At 73.6% G+C, this 20,381-nt stretch carries 16 protein-coding genes; 13 read left to right on the top strand and 3 right to left on the bottom strand.

Annotated elements, in window-relative coordinates; genetic code table 11:
• Positions 1-638 precede the first annotated feature (638 nt).
• The 11 genes from IF73_RS0131255 to IF73_RS0131200 all read left to right on the top strand — a co-directional run bounded on the left by IF73_RS0131255 (position 639) and on the right by IF73_RS0131200 (position 14,434).
• Complete coding sequence (locus IF73_RS0131255) at positions 639-1,796, top strand: saccharopine dehydrogenase NADP-binding domain-containing protein (protein ID WP_051717503.1); 1,158 nt, start codon at positions 639-641, stop codon at positions 1,794-1,796.
• A gap of 791 nt (positions 1,797-2,587) precedes the next feature.
• Positions 2,588-3,673 carry a monodechloroaminopyrrolnitrin synthase PrnB family protein gene (locus IF73_RS0131250; protein ID WP_158822204.1) on the top strand — a complete coding sequence of 362 codons (1,086 nt, stop codon included), beginning with the start codon at positions 2,588-2,590 and terminating at the stop codon, positions 3,671-3,673.
• A gap of 51 nt (positions 3,674-3,724) precedes the next feature.
• On the top strand, positions 3,725-5,017 hold the full coding sequence (locus IF73_RS0131245; RefSeq protein ID WP_051717500.1) for an FAD-dependent monooxygenase: 1,293 nt from the start codon (positions 3,725-3,727) through the stop codon (positions 5,015-5,017).
• Positions 5,014-5,862 (top strand): class I SAM-dependent methyltransferase, encoded by an 849-nt coding sequence (locus IF73_RS38920; RefSeq protein ID WP_051717498.1) that lies wholly within the window; start codon positions 5,014-5,016, stop codon positions 5,860-5,862. Before IF73_RS0131245 ends, IF73_RS38920 begins: the two co-directional genes overlap by 4 nt.
• Positions 5,863-6,416: 554 nt before the next feature.
• A complete protein-coding gene (locus IF73_RS0131230; protein WP_051717496.1) occupies positions 6,417-7,742 on the top strand; it encodes a cytochrome ubiquinol oxidase subunit I in 1,326 nt (441 codons plus the stop codon).
• Between the two features lie 33 nt (positions 7,743-7,775).
• Positions 7,776-8,798, top strand: coding sequence for a cytochrome d ubiquinol oxidase subunit II (locus IF73_RS38915; RefSeq protein ID WP_051717494.1), 1,023 nt, complete (start codon positions 7,776-7,778; stop codon positions 8,796-8,798).
• A gap of 168 nt (positions 8,799-8,966) precedes the next feature.
• Positions 8,967-10,229: an NAD(P)/FAD-dependent oxidoreductase gene (locus IF73_RS0131220; protein ID WP_037881086.1), complete on the top strand. Its 1,263-nt coding sequence runs from the start codon at positions 8,967-8,969 to the stop codon at positions 10,227-10,229.
• A 35-nt stretch (positions 10,230-10,264) separates the two neighbouring features.
• Positions 10,265-11,002, top strand: a complete 738-nt coding sequence (locus tag IF73_RS0131215) for a DUF1365 domain-containing protein (RefSeq protein WP_031013872.1) — start codon at positions 10,265-10,267, stop codon at positions 11,000-11,002.
• A complete protein-coding gene (locus IF73_RS0131210) occupies positions 10,999-12,330 on the top strand; it encodes an SAM-dependent methyltransferase (protein WP_031013871.1) in 1,332 nt (443 codons plus the stop codon). The genes IF73_RS0131215 and IF73_RS0131210 overlap by 4 nt, the downstream gene beginning before the upstream one ends.
• Entirely contained in the window at positions 12,327-13,613 is a 1,287-nt protein-coding gene (locus IF73_RS0131205) for an SAM-dependent methyltransferase (RefSeq protein WP_031013870.1), read from the top strand. Before IF73_RS0131210 ends, IF73_RS0131205 begins: the two co-directional genes overlap by 4 nt.
• Positions 13,610-14,434 carry a DUF1295 domain-containing protein gene (locus IF73_RS0131200; RefSeq protein WP_031013869.1) on the top strand — a complete coding sequence of 275 codons (825 nt, stop codon included), beginning with the start codon at positions 13,610-13,612 and terminating at the stop codon, positions 14,432-14,434. The genes IF73_RS0131205 and IF73_RS0131200 overlap by 4 nt, the downstream gene beginning before the upstream one ends.
• A gap of 31 nt (positions 14,435-14,465) precedes the next feature.
• Here the strand turns inward: IF73_RS0131200 and IF73_RS0131195 are convergent, their stop codons facing one another.
• On the bottom strand, positions 14,466-15,785 hold the full coding sequence (locus IF73_RS0131195; RefSeq protein WP_031013868.1) for a class I SAM-dependent RNA methyltransferase: 1,320 nt from the start codon (positions 15,783-15,785) through the stop codon (positions 14,466-14,468).
• A 75-nt stretch (positions 15,786-15,860) separates the two neighbouring features.
• Complete coding sequence (locus tag IF73_RS0131190; RefSeq protein WP_031013867.1) at positions 15,861-17,912, bottom strand: APC family permease; 2,052 nt, start codon at positions 17,910-17,912, stop codon at positions 15,861-15,863.
• Positions 17,913-18,147: 235 nt separating this feature from the next.
• Here IF73_RS0131190 and IF73_RS0131185 point away from each other — a divergent pair, with 235 nt between their 5' ends.
• Entirely contained in the window at positions 18,148-18,816 is a 669-nt protein-coding gene (locus IF73_RS0131185) for a potassium channel family protein (RefSeq protein WP_030496284.1), read from the top strand.
• Positions 18,816-19,490 carry a potassium channel family protein gene (locus tag IF73_RS0131180; protein ID WP_031013866.1) on the top strand — a complete coding sequence of 225 codons (675 nt, stop codon included), beginning with the start codon at positions 18,816-18,818 and terminating at the stop codon, positions 19,488-19,490. The genes IF73_RS0131185 and IF73_RS0131180 overlap by 1 nt, the downstream gene beginning before the upstream one ends.
• A 142-nt stretch (positions 19,491-19,632) precedes the next feature.
• On the opposite strand, the gene IF73_RS0131175 is transcribed toward IF73_RS0131180, so the two are convergent.
• On the bottom strand, positions 19,633-20,379 hold the full coding sequence (locus IF73_RS0131175) for a DUF3159 domain-containing protein (RefSeq protein ID WP_031013865.1): 747 nt from the start codon (positions 20,377-20,379) through the stop codon (positions 19,633-19,635).
• Positions 20,380-20,381 lie beyond the last annotated feature (2 nt).

Below are 20,381 nucleotides of genomic sequence, written 5' to 3'. Positions count from 1 at the left end.
GTGGTGGAGGGGGTGCTGGTGGTCACGAGGGAGAGTGTGGCCTCCGGGGTGGGGGCGGCGGGGCGGGGGGGGTCGGCTGACGGGCGGCCTGGCCGGGGCCCGGCCGGGCGCTCGCGGTGGCGCACGCGCGCGTGGCGGCACGGCGTTCGCGGTGGCGCACGCGCGCGTGGCGGCGGTTCGGGGGCTGCGGGTCGGGGCCTTGGCCGCGGTACCGGGCGGGGTGGCCGGTTCGCCGTTCCCCGTGCTCGGACCCCGCGCCCGGGGCGCGAGCCGTCCGGGCGGGCGCCGTTCAGGCGGGCGCCGTCCGGGCGGCCCCGTTCAGGCGGGCGTCGTTCGGGCGGACCGCGTGCCCGGTACCGGCCGTTCCGGTGGCTGATTGGCGTCGGTGGCCGGAGCCGTTCCGGTGGTGTTGTGTGAAGCTGGCGTCGACACCGCTCCGGTGCGGGTCCTCCTCACTACGGTGACGACGAGAGGCATGACGCTATGCGTGTTGCGGAGTGCGTTCCCCCACTCACCGCGTCAGCGGTCGCGTTACGCGGAGAGGGCGCCCGACTCCGCCCCCGGGCGCCCTTCCCGGCGGGCGAGGGCCCGGTCGTGGCGGCCGGTCACGGGGCGCGGCGGTCAGCGGGAGCCCCGGCATGACGTCCCGCAAGGCGCCGGTGATCGGCATCATCGGGGCGTACGGCGCGGTCGGCCGGCACGCGGCCCGCAGCCTCGCCGCCGAGGGCCGGTACCGGCTCCGGATCGGCGGGCGTCACACGGACGCGGCGCGCGTGTTCGCGGCCTCGCTGCCCGGGCGCGCCGAGGCCATGTGGGTGGACGCGAACAACACCGACAGCCTGGTCCGCTTCAGCGAGGGCTGCCGTACCGTCCTCAACTGCTCAGGGCCCGCTTACCTGTTGGTCGACAGGCCCCGCCGGGCGGCCTTCGAGGCGGGGGCCGACTACGTGGACGTCATGGACGACGGCAGTGCGTCCGAGCCGGTGCCGGAGCGCACCGCGGTCCTGTCGGCCGGGCTGTCCCCGGGGCTCTCCGGGCTGCTGCCCGAGCTGCTGGCACACGGCCTGGCCAGCGGCGGGGCGTTCACGGGCTGCTACGCGGGGGTGGGGCCGCTGACCCGCGCCGGGGCCGTGGACGCCCTGCTGAGCGTCGACCGCGGCTTCGGCACCCCGTCGGCGGTCTGGCGGGGGCGGGTGGTGCCCTCGGCGCTGGAGATCGAGCCGCACTTCATGGTGCCCGGGGTGTCCCGGCCGCTCACCGCGCATCCGTTCCTGACGGAGGAGCTGGTGGACCGGGCCCGGACGCTCGGACTCCGGGAGGCGAAGTGGTACAACGCGTTCGACGGACCGACGCTGCTCGACACCCTGGTCCGGTCGCACGGTGAGCACTCGGCCGGGCTGAGCCTGGCCGCCAGGGCCGACGTGCTGGTGCGCTCCAGCGCCCTCGACGCGGCCGGCCGCACCCCGTACCACGTGCTGTGGGGGCGTCTGGACGGCTGGAACCAGGAGGGTGTCCCGGTCACCCGGGCGGTGGTGATCCGGGGCGACGACGCCGCGCGGCTGACCGGGGCGGTCGGGGCGTTCGCCGCGGCCGCGGTGACCAACAGGCAGGTGCTGCGCGGGATCCACCAGGCCGCGGCGGTGCTGTCGCCGCAGGCCGTGGTCGACTGGCTGCGGAACCGCGTCCCGGGGGTGACGGTGCAACAGACCACCGTCCTGTCCCCCGAGGACGCACCGGAGCCGACCGGCCCGGCGGCCGGAGAGGGCGAGGCCGAGCCGGAGGCCGGCCTTCGGTGAACGGGCGTGGCGGGCGGCACGGTTCACCGCGCCGCGCGGCCGAGTCGTGTACGTCGCGCACTTCCGGCCGGGCTCCGACACCCTGCGTCGAGTCGTGTCCGGTGGGGGCCGGGCCTGAGGTCCCGCCTGTCTGGTAGCGGCCCGGCGGCCAGTGCCACGCGCCCCCGCCATCCCGAACTCCCCACCCCTCCAGGGCACTTAGGGACCGACCCGCCGGCCCGCGGCGGCGTCCAGATCCTGCCGTTCGCGTGCGGCGCCCTCCTCGCCCGCTGACCACCGGCGCCAGGTGAAAAGCGCACGCGCACACGTGGAATGACAACGTGTTGTGGCGACAATCCCGCTGGTAGCGTCGGCGGCGTTCCCGGGGTTCAGGCACAGGCCGACGTCGAAGCACGGCTCGAGGAACTCCAGGTGAAGCCCCCGTCACCCCACATGGCCGGGGGCCGCTTCTCACCTCGACGGCGGCCGCGCCGCCCGATGTTCTCCGTGTGGCATCGCCCGGGGCCGACCACCCACGCCGCGGCGGACCCGGCGGTGTCGCCCGTGTGACGGCGCGGCTCCTCGCTCGTCGGCGTGACCCGTACGCCTGGCCCGGACCGAACGCCACGGCTCGAAGAGACGGCCACGGCCGCACAGCCCAGGAGGGTGCCATGAACGACTCGAGTCCCCCTCCTTCGCCGTCCCCGCAACTCCCTTGTGCGGAGCCGGCGGGGGCGTCGGGGGCGTCGGCCCCGGCTCACCTCGCTCCGGCACCGCGTGACCGGGGGGACACCCACCTGGAGTTGGTTCGCATGCCTTCCCGAAGACAGTTGGACGTCGCCTCCGAGGAGTTCAACGCGGAGGTGGCACGGCTCGATCCGCTGCGCCTCGACGCCGACCTGCGGCGTCTGCCCAAGCTGAACGAGGCCGCGGACGTCGACGCGTTGGCGCGGGTCCTCGGTGACGCGCTCCCCACGGAGGAGCGCGTCGCGGGCTTCACTCTGCCGGAGTGCCTCGCCGCGATGCGCGACCTGGGAATGTACCTCGGCAGCCTGAAGCGGCACGGCGTGGTCGCCTTCGACGTCCTCCCGGGCGCCACCGGGCCCTTCGAACTGCTCGGCCGGCGGACGCGTCTGATACCGCGCGACACGGTCTACCACTACACGTCCTGGAACCCCCCGGGAGAGCGCGAGCGGCTCTACACCGGGCACCCGATGGAGCGCGGTCTGATCGGCGCGGTGCGGACGTGCGTACCGGAGCTGGCGCGTGCCCTGGAGGCCGGCCGCTCGCTGTGCGACGCGGATCCGCGCAGGTCCGGGTACGACGACGCCTGGGCGTGCCTGGTCTCGTGCGTCGGCGTGGTCGACGCGACGATGAAGCGCGTGCTGCGGGGCGTCTCGCCCGAGTTCTTCGCCCGCGAGCTGCGGCCGTACTTCGAGGACGTCCACGTGGCGGGCCGCCTGTACATGGGGCCGGCCGCGGCCCACATCCCGCTCTTCCTGGTCGACGTGCTGCTGTGGGCGTCGGACCGGGGCGGCGAGGAGTACCTGGCGTTCTGTGACGAGGTCGCCTCGCACACGCTCCCCGACTGGCGGGAGCGGTACGCGGAATGGCGGGCGTCGCCGTCTCTGGCCTCCCGTTACGCCGAGGCCCTCGGGGACTCCCTCTCCCCGGACGAGGCGCGGCACGTGCAGGCCGGCGCGCGGGCCCTGCGGGAGGCGCTCAGGACGCTGGCCTCGTTCCGCGGGAAGCACCTGGTCATGGCGCGGCGCGCCTATCAGGAGGAGCTGCGGCTCTACCAGCTGGGCAGCGGCGGCGGGAGCACGGAGCTCCTCGACGAGATCCTCGCTCTCACCCGGCAGAACCACGCCGCGCTCGGACCGACCGCCGCGCGCTGAAGCCACCGTCACGACCGTCACGACCGTCACGACCTGGAGTGAGCACGGGCGATGAGAATCACGATAGTCGGGGCCGGGATCGGCGGACTGGCCACCGCGACGAGCCTGCACGCCGCGGGGTTCGAGGACGTCACCGTCTTCGAGGCAGCTCCGCGTCCGCGGCCGCCGGGGTTCGGTCTGAACATCCTGCCCAACGCCGTCCGTGAACTCGCGGAGCTCGGGCTCCTGGAGGCGCTGCGGCGGCGGGCCGTGCGGACCCGGGAACTGGTGCTGTGCACCCCGCGGGGGCGTCTCGTCTGGCGGGAGGACCGGGGGCTGGCCGCGGGGTACCGCTGGCCCCAGCTCTCGCTGTCCCACGCCCACCTCCACGCGGTCCTGGAGGAGGAGGTACGGCGCCGCCTGGGCGACGGCGCCCTCGTCACCGGCGCCCGGTTCACCGGCCTGGACGACGGGCCGGGCGGGACGCGCGCCGTCTTCGCGTACGAGGGGGGCGCCACGCGCGCGGTGGAGACGGACGTCCTCGTCGGGGCGGACGGCATCCACTCGGCGGTGCGCGCGTCGTTCTACCCGGCCGAGGGCCCTCCCCTGGGCAACGGCGTGACGATGCACCGGGGGACGGTGTGGGGCCGGGGGTTCCTGACCGGATCCTCCATGACCGTCCTGGGGGACGACCGGAGACGGCTGGTCCTGTACCCGATCGAGCGGGACGAGGCGACGGGCCGGTGCCTCGTCAACTGGGTGGCCGCCGCCCCGGGCTCCCCCGCCGGCGGGCGTTCGCCCGCGGACGTCGCCGGCATGCGGCGGTACCTCCTGCGGGAGTTCGGCGGCTGGTCGCCGCCGGACGTCGACCTCGGCCGCCTGTTCGCGGACACCGAGCGGATCCACCGGTACCCGATGGCCGACAGGGACCCGCTGCCCCGGTGGACCTTCGGCCGCGCGACCCTCCTGGGGGACGCCGCCCACGCGATGTACCCCGCCGGGTCCAACGGCGCCACCCAGGCCGTCGTCGACGCGCGGGTGCTGGCCCGGCACCTCGCCATGTGCTCCGATCCGGCCGACGCCCTGCGCGCGTACGAGGCGGACCGTCTGCCGCAGATGACGGAACTGCAGAGGAGCAACCGCTCCATGGGGCCGGAGAAGGTGCTGACGCTGGCGCACCAGCGGGCCCCTCAGGGCTTCGAGCGGATCGAGGACGTCTTCGGCGCGGAGGAGCTGGCGGAGATCTCCCGCGGCTACGCGGCGACAGGGAAGTTCGATCAGGACTGGGTCAACTCGCGGCCCACGCTCTCCGTCGGCCCGCGTCGGCGGCCGGCCGTGCGGCGCGAGAAGGGGAGTGCGGAGTGACGGACACGGACCGGCGGGGCGACGAGGCCACCGCCGTCAAGGAGACCGGTTTCATCACGGCGGTCATCAGGGCCATGGAGCACGAGCGCCCCGACGCCTATCTGGCGGACCGCCATGCCGTGCTCCTGAGCACGGAGCGGTCGCGGCTGATGGCCCGGGAGGCGCTGGCGGCCGGCGGCACGGTCGGCTCGGTGATCGTGCGGGGGCGGTTCGGCGACATCGCCCTCCAGGAGGCCGTCGCCGACGGCGTCACCCAGGTCGTGTGCCTGGCGGCGGGCAGTGACACGCGGGCCTGGCGGCTCGGACTCCCGGCCCGCACCCGGTACTTCGAGGTCGACCTGCCGGGCCAGCTGGAGGCGAAGGAGGCCCTGCTCGCCCCGGTCGCGGACCAGCTCACGTGCGGCCGGGTGGCACTGAGCGAGGACCTGCGCGACGAGACGTGGCCGCGGCGGCTGAGGGAGGCGGGTCACGAGCCGGATCGCGCCACGGTGTGGATCGTCGAGGGACTGCTCCCGTACCTGCGCCTGGAGCACTTCGCCGGGCTGCTCGCCCGGATCAGGGGCCTGTCGGGCCCCGGTTCCGTGCTGCTCGTCGACGCCCCGCACTCCGCGTACTTCCGGGACCCGGCCAACGAGGAGTTCCTGGCGTTCATGGCGTCCCGGGGGTCGGCGTTCCGGCTCGGCCTGGACGACCTGGGCGGTCTGCTGGGCGGTCAGGGCTGGCGGGCGGAGGCGTACACGCTGGGCGGGCTCGCCGAAGGCGCCTGCTCCTGGGTGCCGGCGCCGCCCGCACGACTCTGCCCGCCCCGCGACCACCACTGGGTGGCCCGCGCGCGGCTCGCCTGAGGTGCTTGCTCGACACGCCTGAGGTGCTTGCTCGACTCGCCTGAGGTGTTTGCGCGGCTCGCATGACGTGCGCGCGGCTCCTAGTGAAAAGCGCACGCGCGCACGTGCAAGGACACCGTGTCGCGACGGCGACCTCGTTGGTAACGTCGGCGGCGGCCACGCCGCCCGACGTTCTCCGTGCGGCCTGATCCGAAAGACACGGCCCGGCCCGGGGCCGACGGCCCGCGCCGTCGGCGGGTCCGGCCGTGCCGACCGTGTGACGGCGCGGCTCCCCGCCCGTCGGGGCGACCGCACGCCCGGCCCGGACCGAACACCGCGGCCCGACGAGGCGGCCACGCGCGCACAGCCCAGGAGGGTGCCCTGAACCACGCGAGCTTCACCCGTTCGATACCTCCGCAACTCCCTTGTTTTCCACATGATTTGGGATCTTCGTCGATAGGGTGAGCCCATGGAGTCGCATCAGCCGGAGCACCTCGCGGCCGTGGCCGGGACGGTGAGCTCCACCCACACCACCACACGATTACCCGTCGCCCACCACAGCGAGGAACGCCCCCGTGAACACAGCTGACCTCGCCCGCCTCCAGTTCGCCGTGACGGCCGGGCTGCACTTCCTCTTCGTCGCCCTGACCCTGGGCCTCGTCACCGTCGTGGCCGTGACGCAGACCCGCGCCACCCGGGCCCGCGACCCCGAGGCGCGGGCCACGGGCATGCGGCGGGTGCGCTTCTGGGGCGGCCTGTACGTCATCAACTACGCGCTGGGCATCATCAGCGGCATCGTGCAGGAGTTCCAGTTCGGTCTGAACTGGTCCGGTCTGTCGCATGTGATGGGCAATGTCATCGGCGCCCCGGTGGCCATCGAGACCATCGTCGCCTTCTTCCTGGAGTCCACCTTCCTCGGCATGTGGGCCTTCGGCTTCGGGCGCCTGTCCGCCCGCGCCCACCTCGTGCTGATCTGGCTGGTCGCGCTCACCGCGTACCTGTCCACGTTCTGGATCATGGTGGTCAACGGCTTCATGCAGAATCCCGTCGGCCATGAGACGAGCGGCGGCGTCACCCGCGTCACCGACTGGGGCGCGCTCCTCACCAACGGGGCGACCTGGTACGCGCTGGCGCACATCGCCGGCGCCGTCGCCCTGCTCGCCGGACTCTTCCTCGCCGCCGTCAGCGCCTCCCACCTGCGCCGTGACCACGAGGTCGCCTTCTTCCGGCCCACCCTGGCCCAGGGCGGCATCCTCGCGGCCGCCGGCGCGCTCGTCACCATCGTGGCCGGTCTCGTCCACCTGGACGAGCTGAAGACGTACCAGCCCGCCAAGCACGCCGTGGTGTCCGGGGAGGGCCCCTCGCCGGAGGAGCTGAACGCCGCCCAGACGGCGCAGTACGGCCCCGGCGACTGGCTGCCGCCGGAGTGGGTGGCGACGCCCGCCCTGATCATGATCCTGATCGGCATCGTGCTGCTCTTCGTCTCGTGGATCCCGGCGACCGCCGCCCGCCGGACGGCCGTGCCGCCGTCCCGCAAGCGCTTCCGGATGTGGTTCGCCATGGCGCTGCTGCCCTTCGGGTTCATCGCCCTGATCGGCGGCTGGCTCACCCGCGAGGTGGGCCGCCAGCCATGGGCGGTGACCGGTGAACTCACCGTGGCGCAGGCCGTGTCGGACACCTCGTTCGGCGCCATGCTGGCCACGGTCGTCGCCCTGACGACGGTACTGGTGCTCCTCGTCGTCCTCGACTGGGCGCTGATCACGCACTACGCCCGGCGGGGCCCCGACGCGGCCTTCATCGGCGGGGCGGACCTGCCCGGACCGCGGGACCCGTCGGACCCGGGGGCCGACCCCCTGGACGCCGCCGGCTCCGGTGGTGCCGACGTCCGCTTCTCCTACTGACCGACCGACCCCACCATCTGACGGGACGCCACCGTGGAAGTCTTCTGGTACGCCCTGACGGGCCTGTTACTCGCCGGATACCTGGCCCTGGAGAGCATCGACTTCGGCATGGGCATGCTGATCCCCTTCGCCCGGTCGGAGCGGGACCGCGAGCGCGCCCGCCGTGCCCTCGTCCCCCTGTTCCTCGCCAACGAGGTGTGGCTGGTCGCCTTCGCCGGCCTGCTGCTGGGTGCCCTGCCCCTGCTGGAGGGCGCGCTCCTGACCGCCCTGCGGATCCCGGTGGTCCTGGTGCTGACCGCCTGGGTGCTGCGGGACGCCGCCCTGTGGTTCCGCACCGCGCTGCCGTCCGACGGCTGGCGGCGCGCCTGGGACGTCGTCCTGCCCGCGGCCAGCCTGGTGCTGGCCCTGGCGTGGGGGACGCTCCTGGCGGCCCTGATCCGGGGGCTGTCCACGGACGGCGACGGGCACGCGGTGGCCGCCCTCTCCGACCTCGTCCACCCCTTCTCCCTCGCCTGCGCGGCCGTCGTCGTCGTGGGCGCCCTCCGCCAGGGCGTGCTCTTCGCCGCCCGGCGGCTGCCCGAGACCGACCCCGAGCAGGCCCGGCTCGCGCGGCTCGCCGACCGGCTCCACTGGCCCCTGGTCGGACTGGTCCTGCTGGCCGCGGTGGCGGCGGCCGGAGTCACCGACGCCCCGGTGGCGGTGACCCTGGTGGGCGTGGCCGCCGCGCTCGGCGTCTTCGCGTCCGAACGGCTCCGCGCGGCGGGCCGCCCCGGCGCGGCCCTCCTGCTCGGCGCCGCCCCGCTGCTCGCCCTGCCCGCGGCGATCGGCGTCGTCAACGGCACCACGGTCCTGGCCACCCGCTCCGGCACCGGCGCGCTCACCCTCACCGAAGCCGTGGCGGACCCGGCCTCCCTCGGCCTCCTGGCCGTGGTGGTGCTCCCCGTCCTGGCCGCCGTCGCCTACGGCCAGTTCTGGATGTGGCGCGTCTTCGCCCCCCAGAGCCCCCGGGGCCCGCGAGCCACGGCCCTGACCGACGCACCGGTCGGCCGCGGCTGATCCCCGGGAGGGGCGGTCCCGGAGGCGCGCTCCGCGCGCGAGAGGTCCGCGAGCCGGAGGAGAAGCGCGCGATCCCGCCCGGGAAACGGCCGCATCCGACGGGCCGCCCGCTGCGAAGTACAGGTGAAGCGCGACAGTCGAGCGGTGTGTCGAGAGGCGGGAGCGGTCGTGGTGGAACAGCGGAGGGCGGCGGTCGTGGGCGCCGGGGTGGCGGGCCTGACGGCCGCGTACGTCCTGGCGGCCTCGTACGAGGTCACCCTGTACGAGGCGGACGGACGGCTCGGCGGGCACGCGCACACCCGTGAACTGACCGGTCCGGGCGGGCGGTCGGTCGCCGTGGACTCCGGCTTCATCGTGCACAACGAGCGCACCTACCCCACCCTGCTCCGTCTGTTCCGGGAGCTGGAGATCGGTACGCAGGACGCCGAGATGAGCATGTCGGTGCGGTGCGACGGATGCGGGCTGGAGTACGCGGGCGCCCGGGGCGCGGCGGGGCTCTTCGCCTCCCGGGCCGCGCTGCGGGGCAGGTACCTGCGGCTCCTCGCGGAGGTGCCGGTCTTCCACCGTGCCGCCCGGCGCCTGCTGGCGCGCGGCGCCCCCGCGGACGTCACGTTCGGTGACTTCCTGCGCGACGGCGGCTACTCCCCCTATTTCGTCAGCCACTTCGCCCTGCCGCTCGTCGCCGCCGTGTGGTCCTGCCCCGCCCGCACCGCGCTGGAGTACCCGGCCGCGTACCTGTTCGCCTTCCTGCGCCACCACGGGCTGCTGTCCGTCACCGGCTCCCCGCAGTGGAAGACCGTCACCGGCGGTTCGGCCGCCTACGTCGCCGCCGCCGCCAAACGCGTCCACCGCGTCCGTGCCGCCAGCCCGGTCGAGGCCGTCCGGCGCACCGGCGGGCGCGCCCTCGTCACCACCGGCGACGGCGCCACCGAGGCGTACGACGCCGTCGTCATCGCCACGCACCCGGACCAGGCGCTCCGCCTGCTCGCCGACCCCACCGACGACGAACAGCGGCTCCTGGGAGCCTTCCGCTACTCCCGCAACCCCACCGTGCTGCACACCGACACCTCCCTCCTGCCCCGCTCCCCCAGGGCGCGCGCGAGCTGGAACTACCGCATGACCGGCTGCGAGCCCTCCACCGCTCCGGTGCGCGTCAGCTACGACATGGAGCGCCTCCAGCGCCTGCCCGCCGGCTCCGGCTACGTCGTCACGCTGGGCGGCGACGACGGCATCGCCGCGGACCGGGTGGTGGAGCGGATGGTGTACGAGCACCCCGTCTACACGCCCGCCTCGGTCGCGGCGCAGAAGGAACTGGCCCGCCTCCAGACCGGTGTGACCGCCTACGCGGGCGCCTGGCAGGGCTGGGGATTCCACGAGGACGGCTGCCGCTCCGGCGTCGAGGCCGCCCGGTCCCTGGGAGTCCGCTGGTGACCCGTACCGGAGGAGACGTCCTCTCCCCAGGCCCCGTGAGCACGGCTTCCGCGGCGCTGTACGAGTGCGAGATCACGCACGTCCGCCGCACGCCGCTGCGCCACACGCTGCGGCACCGCACCTACCTGTGGTGCGTGGACCTCGACCGGCTGCCGGTGCTGCCCCGGCCGCTGCGTCCGCTCGCCCGCTTCGACGCCCGCGACCACTTCGGCGGCGCCTCCGGGTCCATCCGTGCCGGGCTGGACGCCTTCCTCGCCGCCCACGACATCGACCTGGGCGGCGGGCGCGTGGTGATGCTGGCGCACGCCCGGGTGTTCGGGTTCGTCTTCAACCCGCTGAGCGTGTACTGGTGTCACGATGCCTCCGGCGCCCCGGTGTGCGTCGTCGCGGAGGTCCACAACACCTACGGGCAGCGCCACTGCTATCTGCTGCGGACGGACGGGGCGGCCGAGGCCGAGGTGGACAAGACGTTCTACGTCTCGCCGTTCTTCGCGGTCGAGGGCCGCTACCGGATGCGCCTGCCCCTCCCCGGGGAGCGGCTGGCCCTGACCGTCCACCTGGAGAACGACGACGGCCGGGCGTTCACCGCGACCGTCCGGGGCCGCCGCCGGCCCGCCACCGCGACCGGTCTGCTGGCCGCGGCCGCGCGCAGACCCTGGTCCACCGCCGCGGTCTGGGCCGGCATCCGCCGCCACGGTGTCCACCTGCTGCTGCGCGGGCTGCCCGTGCAGCCCCGTCCCCGTTCCTGCCCGCAGAAAGGCATGCTGCCGTGACCCGCCCCGCCCTCACCTCCGAGAGCCGCACCCGGTCCGCCGGCCCCACCGCCGCCATACCGCAGCGGACGCCGGACGGCCCCGCGACCGCCGCGCCCCTCGGCCGTGCGGACGTGGACGCCGACCGCTGGCCGGACGTGGCCGTGCTCCCCCCGGCCGGCGCCGCCCGGACCTCCGTCGCCAGATACCTGGTGGGGCGCGCGCTGGACCGGCTGGAGCTGACCGCGCCCCCGGCCGGTGCCCGCCCGGCGGCGGCCGGGCCGCGGCTGGTCCTCCACGACCCGGACGCGTTCCACCGGCGCGTCGGGCGGCACGGGCTGATCGGCTTCGGCGAGTCCTATCTGGCCGGCGAGTGGGACAGCGACGACCTGGCCGGTGTGCTGACCGTCCTCGCCGGCCGCGTCGACGAGCTGGTGCCCGCTCCGCTGCGGCGGCTCCGGCGCCTGTGGGTGTCCGCCCGGCCGGCCGGCGACCGGAACACCCGCGAGGGGGCCCGTGCCAACATCCAGCGGCACTACGACCTGTCCAACGACCTGTTCGCCACCTTCCTCGACCCCACCCTCACCTACTCCTCCGCGATCTTCAACGCCTTCCCCGCCCGCTTCGAGTCCCTCGCCTCCGCACAGCACCGCAAGATCGACCGGCTCCTGAACCTCGCCGGCGTGGGCCAGGGCACCCGGCTGCTGGAGATCGGCACCGGCTGGGGCGAACTCGCCCTGCGGGCCGCCGCCCGCGGCGCGCGGGTCACCACCCTGACCCTCTCCGCCGAGCAGGCCGCCCTGGCCCGCGAGCGGATCGCCGCGGCCGGACTCGCCGACCGGGTGGACGTCCAGCTGCGCGACTACCGCGACGCCGAGGGACACTACGACGCCGTCGTCAGCGTCGAGATGATCGAGGCGGTCGGCGCCGACTACTGGCCCGCCTACTTCACCGCGCTGCGCCGCGCGCTCGCCCCCGGCGGCAGGATCGCCCTGCAGGCCATCACCATGGGCCACCAGCAGATGCTCCACACCGCCGCCACCCACACCTTCATCAGCAAGTACGTCTTCCCCGGCGGCCTGATCCCGTCCCGCGAGGCCATCGCCGAACACTCCGCCGCCGCCGGACTGCGCACGGACGCCGACGACGGCTTCGGCGACCACTACGCCGAGACGCTGCGCCTGTGGCGCGAACGGTTCACCGCCCACCGCCCGGACGTCACCGACCTCGGCTTCGACCCGGTCTTCCAGCGCATGTGGGAGTTCTACCTCGCCTACTCGGAGGCCGGGTTCCGCTCCGGGTACCTCGACGTCCGCCAGCTCCTCCTCACCGAAGGATCCCCCCGATGAGGCCCGCCGCCGACCGACTCGCCCAGCTCCTCGGCCACTTCGTCCCCGGCCCCCTTCCCGTGCGCGTCCGCGCGTGGGACGGCAGCCAGGCCGGCCCCGCGGACGCGCCGCTGGTGGTCCTCCGCTCGCCCGCGGCCCTGCGCCGCCTGCTGTGGCAGCCCGGCGAGCTCGGCCTCGCCGAGGCGTACGTCACCGGGGACCTCGACGTCGAGGGCGACCTGGCCGACGCCCTCTCCCAGGCCGGCCGGAGCGTCCGCGACCGGCCGGGGGCCCGCCCCGGACCCGCCGGCATGGCCGCGGCCACCGCCCTGGCGGTACGCCTGGGCGTCGTCGGCCCGCCCCCGAAGCGCCCGGACGGGCGGGCCCGCCTGACGGGCGGCCTGCACAGCGTCGCGCGGGACCGCGCGGGGATCAGCCACCACTACGACCTCTCCAACGACTTCTACGCGCTCCTCCTCGACGAGACCATGGCGTACTCCTGCGCCTACTGGACCCGGCGCGACGACCCCGCCTACACCCTGGCCGACGCCCAGCGCGACAAACTCGACCTGATCTGCCGCAAGCTGGGCCTCGGCCCCGGCGACCGGCTGCTCGACGTCGGCTGCGGCTGGGGCTCCCTCACCGTCCACGCGGCCCGCGCGCACAAGGTCCGCGTCACCGCCGTCACCCTCTCCCGCGCCCAGCACGCCCACGTCACCGAACGCGCCGCCCGCGAGGGCGTGGCCGACCTCGTGGACGTCCAGCTGCGGCACTGGCGCGACATCGACGGCGGCGGCTACGACGCCGCGGCCGCCGTCGAGATGGGCGAGCACGTCGGCGACGCCGAGTACCCCGCCTTCGCCGACAGGCTCCACGCCGTGCTGCGCCCCGAGGGCCGGCTGCTGATCCAGCAGATGTCCCGCGGCGCCCACGCACCGGGCGGCGGCGCCTTCATCGAGACGTACATCGCCCCCGACATGCACATGCGCCCCGTCGGCCGCACCGTGGACCTGCTGGAGGGCGCGGGCCTGGAGACGCGCTCCGTGGAATCCCTCCGCGAGCACTACACGACCACCATCGACGCCTGGCGCTCCACCCTCGAAGAGCGCTGGAACGACATCGAGGCCCTCGTCGGGACGACGACCGCCCGGGTGTGGCGCCTGTACCTCGCCGGCGCCTCGCTCGCCTTCTCCGAACGCCGCATGGGCGTCGACCAGATCCTCGCCGTACGGCCCACCCGCGAAGGAGCCTCGGCCATGCCGGCCACCCCCGCCGCCTGGTACGCCCCCACGAGCCCGGCATGAGCGCCACCGACTGGAGCGCCCTCGGCGCCAACCTCGCCGCCGCCGCGGCCGCGGCGCTGACGGTGCTCCTCGCCACCTTCGCCGTCGCCGTACGCCGTGATCTGCACCGTCTCGTCGACATCGCCTGGGGCCTCGCGTTCGCCGCCGTCGCCGCCGTGACCTGGCTGCTGTCCGCCGGACACGGCGACGACGGCCGGCGTGCGCTCGTCGCCGCGGCGACCGTCGTGTGGGGACTGCGGCTCGCGACCCACATCGCCCGCCGCTCCCGCGGCCACGGCGAGGACCCGCGCTACGCCGCGCTCCTCGACAAGGCCCCCGGCAACCGGACCCTCTACGCGCTCCGCGCCGTCTACCTCGGCCAGGGAGCCCTCGTCTGGCTGATCTCCCTCCCCGTCCAGGCCGCCTCCTACAGCTCCGCGCCCCTGGACGCCCTGGCGTACGGCGGCCTCGCGGTGTGGGCGGCCGGCCTCGCCTTCGAGGCCGTCGGCGACCACCAGCTGGCCCGCTTCAAGGCGAACCCCGCCAACCGCGGACGGATCATGGACCAGGGCCTGTGGGCCTGGACCCGGCACCCCAACTACTTCGGCGACAGCCTCGTCTGGTGGGGCCTGTACCTGCTCGCCTGCACCGCCTGGCAGCCGGCCCTCGCCGTCCTCGTCTCCCCGGTCCTGATGACCCTCCTGCTCACCGTCGGCAGCGGCAAGCGCCTCCTGGAGAAGCACATGGCCCACCGCCCCGGCTACGCCGCGTACGCCGCCCGCACCAGCGGCTTCTTCCCCCTCCCCCCACGCAGACAGGCCCGACCCGGCGGAAAGGGGTGAAGCGGCTCCCGTCCGAAGAGCTTCGGCGGCCCTACTTCACCGGCTCCAGGATCGCCACGCACTCCACATGATGCGTCATCGGGAACAGGTCGAACGCCCTCAGCGTGCGGACCCGGTAGCCCGACTCGCGGAAGTAGCCGAGGTCGCGGGCGAGGGCGGCCGGGTCGCAGGCCACGTAGGCGATGCGGCGGGCGCCGAGGCGGGAGAGGTGGCGGACGGTCTGCTTGCCGGCGCCGGCTCGGGGCGGGTCCAGGACGATGAGGTCGACCTCGGTGATGCCGGTGCGCGGGAGGACCGCCTCGACCTTGCCCTGTTCGACGCGGACGCGCGGGAAGCCGGCCAGGTTGTGGCGGGCGTCCTCGACCGCGCGCTTGCCGGACTCGATGCCGAGGACGGCGCCCTGGTCGCCGACCCGGTCCGCGAGGGCGCCGGCGAAGAGGCCGACGCCGCAGTAGAGGTCGAGGGCGGTGTCGCCCTTGCGCGGGAGGAGGCCCTGCATGACGGCCCTCATCAGGGTGTCGGCCGCCTTCGGGTGGACCTGCCAGAAGCCGCCGCTGCCGACCCGGTGGGTGCGCTCGTCGGCGCGCTCGCGGACGAAGGCGCGGCCGTGGACGCGGTGGACGCCGCCGTCCTTCTCGTCGACCCGCATCACCGAGACCGGCTTGTCGAGCTCGACGAGCGGCAGGCGGGCGCCGGGGCGCGGGGTCAGGATGACCTGGCGGTCGTTCGAGCCGGAGGCGGCGATCGCCTCGACGGCGGCCATCCCCTCCCACGTGCGGGCCTCGATGCCCAGCTCCGAGACGCCCTGCGCGGCGATCATGCAGTGGTCGATGACCTGGACCTCGTGCGAGCGGTGCTTGCGCAGGCCGGCGCGGCCCTCGTCGTCGACGGCGTACTGGACGCGGGTGCGCCACTGCGGGACCTCGCCCGCCGGGAGCTTGTCGCCCTCCGCCGGGACGACCGTGCCGTCCCAGCCGGCCTCCTCCGGGGTGAGGCCGGCGAGCCGCTTCAGCTGCTCGGCGATCACCTCGCCCTTGAGGCGGCGCTGGGCACCCGGCTTGGCGTGCTGCCAGTCGCAGCCGCCGCACTTGCCGGGTCCCGCGAAGGGGCACGGGGCCTCGATGCGGTCCTTGGAGGCGTCCAGGATCTCGACGGCGTCGGCGCGCAGGAAGCGGCTGGCCTCGTCGCCCTCGGTGACGCGGACCCGGACGCGCTCGCCCGGCAGCGCGTGGCGGACGAAGAGGACCCGGCCCTCCTCCGTACGCGCGATGCAGTGGCCGCCGTGCGCCACCGGGCCGACCTCAACCTCGTACTCCTCCCCGATCAGGGACGTCACAGGGGTGTTCTGCATGATCGGGGGCTCCGTAAGAGAGAAGGCGAGAGGGGAGAGAGAAGTGGGCTGCTGTTCGGACAGCAGCCCACCAGTCTAGTTGCTCTTCGCGGTCGGTTCCTTCCTGGCCTTCTCGACCGGTCCGCGGCGGACCGAGCCCGGCGCGTTCCAGTCCTGGCGCTTGCGCGCCCGCTTCTTCGCGGCCTCGGAGGACTGGAGCTGGTACGGGACCGAGGTCACCATGACGCCCGGGGTGAAGAGCAGCCGGCCCTTGAGGCGGAGCGCGGACTGGTTGTGGAGCAGGTGCTCGTACCAGTGGCCGACGACGTACTCGGGGATGTAGACCGAGACGGCGTCGCGCGGGCTCTCCTTGCGGAGGTTCTTCACGTACTCGATGACCGGCCGGGTGATCTCGCGGTACGGCGAGTCGAGGATCTTCAGCGGAACGTTGATGCCGCGCCGCTCCCACTCCTCCTTGAGCGCCCTGGTCTCCGCCGGGTCGACGTTGACGGTCAGCGCCTCCAGCTCGTTGGCGTGCAGCAGCTTCGCGTAGGCGAGGGCCCGGAGGGTGGGCTTGTGGAGCTTGGAGACGAGGACGATCGAGCGGACCCGGGAGGGGCGTACGTACTCGTCGGGGCGCTGCTCGGCGGCGGCGATCTCCTCGGAGACGGAGTCGTAGTGGCGGCGGATCGCGGTCATCGTCACGTAGAAGATCACCATGCCGAGGAGGGCGACCCAGGCGCCGTGGGTGAACTTGGTGGCGAGGACGACGACGAGGACGAGGCCGGTGAAGAAGCCGCCGAAGGCGTTGATCGCGCGGGAGCGGATCATGTGGCGGCGCTTGGCCGGGTCCTTCTCCGTCTTCAGGTGCCGGTTCCAGTGCCGGACCATGCCGATCTGGCTGAGCGTGAAGGAGACGAAGACGCCGACGATGTACAGCTGGATGAGGCGGGTGGAGTCCGCGCCGTAGATCCAGACGAGGAGGGCGGCGGCGCCGGCGAGGAGCACGATGCCGTTGGAGAAGGCGAGGCGGTCGCCGCGGGTGTGCAGCTGGCGCGGCAGGTAGCGGTCCTGGGCGAGGATCGAGCCGAGGAGCGGGAAGCCGTTGTACGCGGTGTTGGCGGCCAGGAAGAGGACGAGCGCGGTGGCGGCGGCGAGCAGCACGAAGAAGAAGGTGCCGTCGCCGAAGACGGCCGCGGCGACCTGGGAGATCACCGGGTCCTGGACGTAGCTCTCGCCGACGGGGACGCCGTTGACGAGCAGGTCCTCGGCGGGCTTCTCGGCCATCCGGACGTCGGTGGCCTGGGCGAGGAAGATGATGCCGCAGAACATGGTGACGGCGAGGCCGCCCATGAGCGCGAGGGTGGTGGCGGCGTTCTTCGACTTCGGCTTGCGGAAGGCGGGGACGCCGTTGGAGATGGCCTCGACGCCGGTGAGGGCGGCACAGCCGGAGGAGAACGCGCGCAGCAGCAGGAAGATCAGGGCGAAGCCGGCGATCCCCTCGTGCTCGGGCTTGATCTCGAAGCCGGCGGTGGGGGCCTGCATGGTGTCGCCGAGGACGATCCCGCGCCAGGCGCCCCAGGCGATCATGCAGAAGACGCCGAAGACGAAGACGTACGTCGGGATGGCGAAGAGGCTGCCGGACTCCTTCACGCCGCGGAGGTTCATCAGGGTGAGGAGGACGATGACGCCGACGGCGCAGGCGACCTTGTGCTCGACGACGAAGGGGACGGCGGAGCCGAGGTTCTCGATGCCGGAGGAGATCGAGACGGCGACGGTGAGGACGTAGTCGACGAGCAGGGCGCTCGCGACGGTGAGTCCGGCCTTCGGCCCGAGGTTGGTGGTGGCGACCTCGTAGTCGCCGCCGCCGCTCGGGTACGCGTGCACGTTCTGCCGGTACGAGGCGACGACCGTGAACATGAGGACGACCACGGCCAGCGCGATCCACGGGCTGAAGTGGTAGGCCGACAGACCGGCGGCGGAGAGGACGAGGAGGACCTCGCCCGGTGCGTACGCCACCGACGACAGCGGGTCGGAGGCGAAGACGGGGAGGGCGATCCGCTTGGAGAGCAGGGTCTCCCCGAGCTTGTCGCTGCGCAGGGCCCGCCCGATCAGGATCCGTTTGGGCACGTCGGTCAGTTTGGACACGCAGAGGATCGTAAGCGTTCGAAAAGAGCCACGCGCACCGGCACCCCCGATCGGCACCGAATCTCCCTGAGTATCACCTCGGATGCGGTCCCGGCCAGCGTTGCCGCTTAAGCTCGGACCGGGCAACCCGGCAGGGCGTTGCCCGCCGCGGCCCGGGCCGATCGGGCGAGGAAAGTTGTGAGCAGGGTGTTTTCGCAGGTCAGCAAGGCGATCAGGAGTGCGGGGTAACGGGGACGTGCACATCGTCATCATGGGCTGCGGGCGAGTGGGAGCCGCTCTCGCGCAGACCCTGGAGCAGCAGGGCCACACGGTCGCCGTCGTCGACCAGGACCCGACGGCTTTCCGCCGTCTCGGCTCCGGTTTCGGCGGGCGGCGCGTCACGGGCGTGGGCTTCGACCAGGACACGCTCCGTGAGGCGGGGATCGAGGAGGCCGGCGCCTTCGCCGCGGTGAGCAGCGGGGACAACTCCAACATCATCGCGGCCCGGGTGGCCCGCGAGATGTTCGGCATCGAGAACGTGGCGGCGCGGATCTACGACCCGCGGCGCGCCGAGGTCTACCAGCGCCTGGGCATCCCGACCGTGGCGACGGTCCGCTGGACCGCCGACCAGATGCTGCGCCGGCTGCTGCCCTCGGGCGCGGAGCCGCTGTGGAGCGACCCGAGCGGCGGCGTGCAGCTCGCCGAGGTGCACACCTCGCCCGCGTGGATCGGTCACAAGATCAGCCGGCTGCAGGACGAGACCGGGGTGCGGGTCGCCTTCCTGACCCGGCTGGGCGAGGCGATCATCCCCACCTCGCAGACGGTCCTCCAGGAGGGGGACCTGGTCCACGTGATGATGCGGGTGGACGAGATCACGAAGGTCGAGGCGGCCTTCGCCGAGGGTCCCGAGGAGGGCGGTCACTGATGCGGGTCGCGATTGCGGGCGCGGGTGCGGTGGGCCGTTCCATCGCGGGCGAGCTCCTGGAGAACGGCCACGAGGTCCTGCTCATCGACAAGGCGCCGACCGCCATCTCGGTGGAGCGGGTGCCGCAGGCGGAGTGGCTGCTGGCCGACGCCTGTGAGATCACCTCGCTGGACGAGGCGGCGTTGCAGCGCTGCAACGTGGTCATCGCGGCGACCGGCGACGACAAGGTGAACCTGGTCGTGTCGCTGCTGGCGAAGACCGAGTACGGCGTGCCGCGGGTGGTCGCCCGGGTGAACAACCCGAAGAACGAGTGGCTGTTCAACGAGGCGTGGGGCGTGGACGTGGCCGTCTCGACCCCGCGTCTGATGTCGGCCCTGGTGGAGGAGGCGGTGAGCGTCGGCGACCTGGTCCGGCTGCTCCGCTTCAGCCACGGCGACGCGAACCTGGTGGAGCTGACGCTGCCGCCGGAGTCGGCGATGGCGGGGACGCAGGTGGGCGAGATCGCCTGGCCGCAGGACACCTCGCTGGTGACGATCATCCGCGGTTCGCGGGTGCTGACGCCGAGCGCCGAGGAGACCCTGGAGGCCGGCGACGAGCTGCTGTTCGTGGCGGCGCAGGCCCGTGAGGAGCAGCTGGAGGAGCTGCTCCAGGTCCGCCGGGAGCCGGCGGAGTAGGCAGGGGTACGCGGAAGGGCCCGGGACCGTCTGACGGTCCCGGGCCCTTCGTCGTACCGGAGTCGGTCACGCGTACCGGAGACGGTCACACGTGCCGGAGTCGGTCACGCGTACCGGAGACGGCCACGGGTACCCGGGTCGGTCACTCCTCGGGGGTGCGGGCGGCGGCGGCCGCCTTGCGCTCCCGCTCGGCCTTCTCCTCCGCCTCCATCTCGGCGAAGACGTCGATCGGCGGCGGCGCCTTGGCGAGGAAGACCCAGGTCAGGTAGACGGCGAGCAGGAAGGGCGGGATCTTCAGCGCCACGAGGACCCAGCCGAGCTGGGTGGTGTCGGCCCACCAGTAGAGCGGGAAGAGGATCGCGCACTTGGCGAGCAGGATGAGGCCCCAGGCCCAGCTGGCCTTGGCGTACGCCTTCTTCCGTCCCGGGTTCCGGGTCCGCCAGGAGAGGTTCTCCTTGAAGACCGGGCCGAGGATGAGGCCGATCAGCGGCACGCCGGCGAGCGTGGTGATGATGTACGCGAGGCCGAGGCCCAGGGTGTACAGCATGCCGGGGAGGTAGAAGTCCTTGGCGTTGCCGGTCATCATCGCGAAGACGACGCCGAAGCCGACGCCGAAGACGCCGCTGAAGGCGTGCTTGACGGTGTCACGGCGGACGAGCCGGACGACGACGAGCAGCAGGGAGACGGCGAGCGCCGCGATGGCCGAGCTCTTCAGGTCCTTGTTGATCGTGTAGATCGTGACGAAGAGCAGTCCGGGCAGGACCGTCTCGACCATGCCCCGGACGCCGCCGAACGCCTCGAAGAGCGCGGCCTCGGTCACCGCCTTGTCGGTCCGGGCGTTCTGGTCCGGGGTCGGCGGTGCGGTGGTCGGCTTGTCGACGGACGTCACCG

Source organism: Streptomyces sp. NRRL F-5727 (assembly GCF_000719555.1).
Taxonomy (GTDB): domain Bacteria; phylum Actinomycetota; class Actinomycetes; order Streptomycetales; family Streptomycetaceae; genus Streptomyces.
Note: the sequence above shows the minus strand (reverse complement) of the source record. Positions and strands in the feature narration are given on the sequence as shown.